The organism is Psychrobacter sp. TB20-MNA-CIBAN-0197 (assembly GCF_040309765.1).
Taxonomy (GTDB): domain Bacteria; phylum Pseudomonadota; class Gammaproteobacteria; order Pseudomonadales; family Moraxellaceae; genus Psychrobacter; species Psychrobacter submarinus.
The window spans coordinates 1-255 of record NZ_JBEOPC010000989.1 but is presented as its reverse complement, the minus strand read 5'-3'; the positions used below and the strand labels follow the sequence as shown (position 1 = coordinate 255).

Below are 255 nucleotides of genomic sequence, written 5' to 3'. Positions count from 1 at the left end.
CGCCAACACCTCGCAGTTACGTTGTCCATCACACCAAATTACTCGGAAGATCCGAGTAATCAGCCAGCGATCTGACCAACGAACGGGTTCGCACAGGTGAAGAACAGAGCGATACCAACACCGATCATGGTTACGGCGTCGAGCAGACCGGCAACGATGAACATTTTCACTTGCAGCATTGGAACCATTTCTGGCTGACGCGCTGCGCCTTCCAGGAACTTGCCGCCCAGCAGGCCGAAACCAATTGCGGTACCC

At 54.9% G+C, this 255-nt stretch carries 1 protein-coding gene; it reads right to left on the bottom strand.

Annotated elements, in window-relative coordinates; genetic code table 11:
* Nucleotides 1-59 precede the first annotated feature (59 nt).
* The coding region (gene atpE / locus AAEY83_RS16850; RefSeq protein WP_351060940.1) for a F0F1 ATP synthase subunit C at nt 60-255 on the bottom strand (196 nt) is incomplete at its 5' end.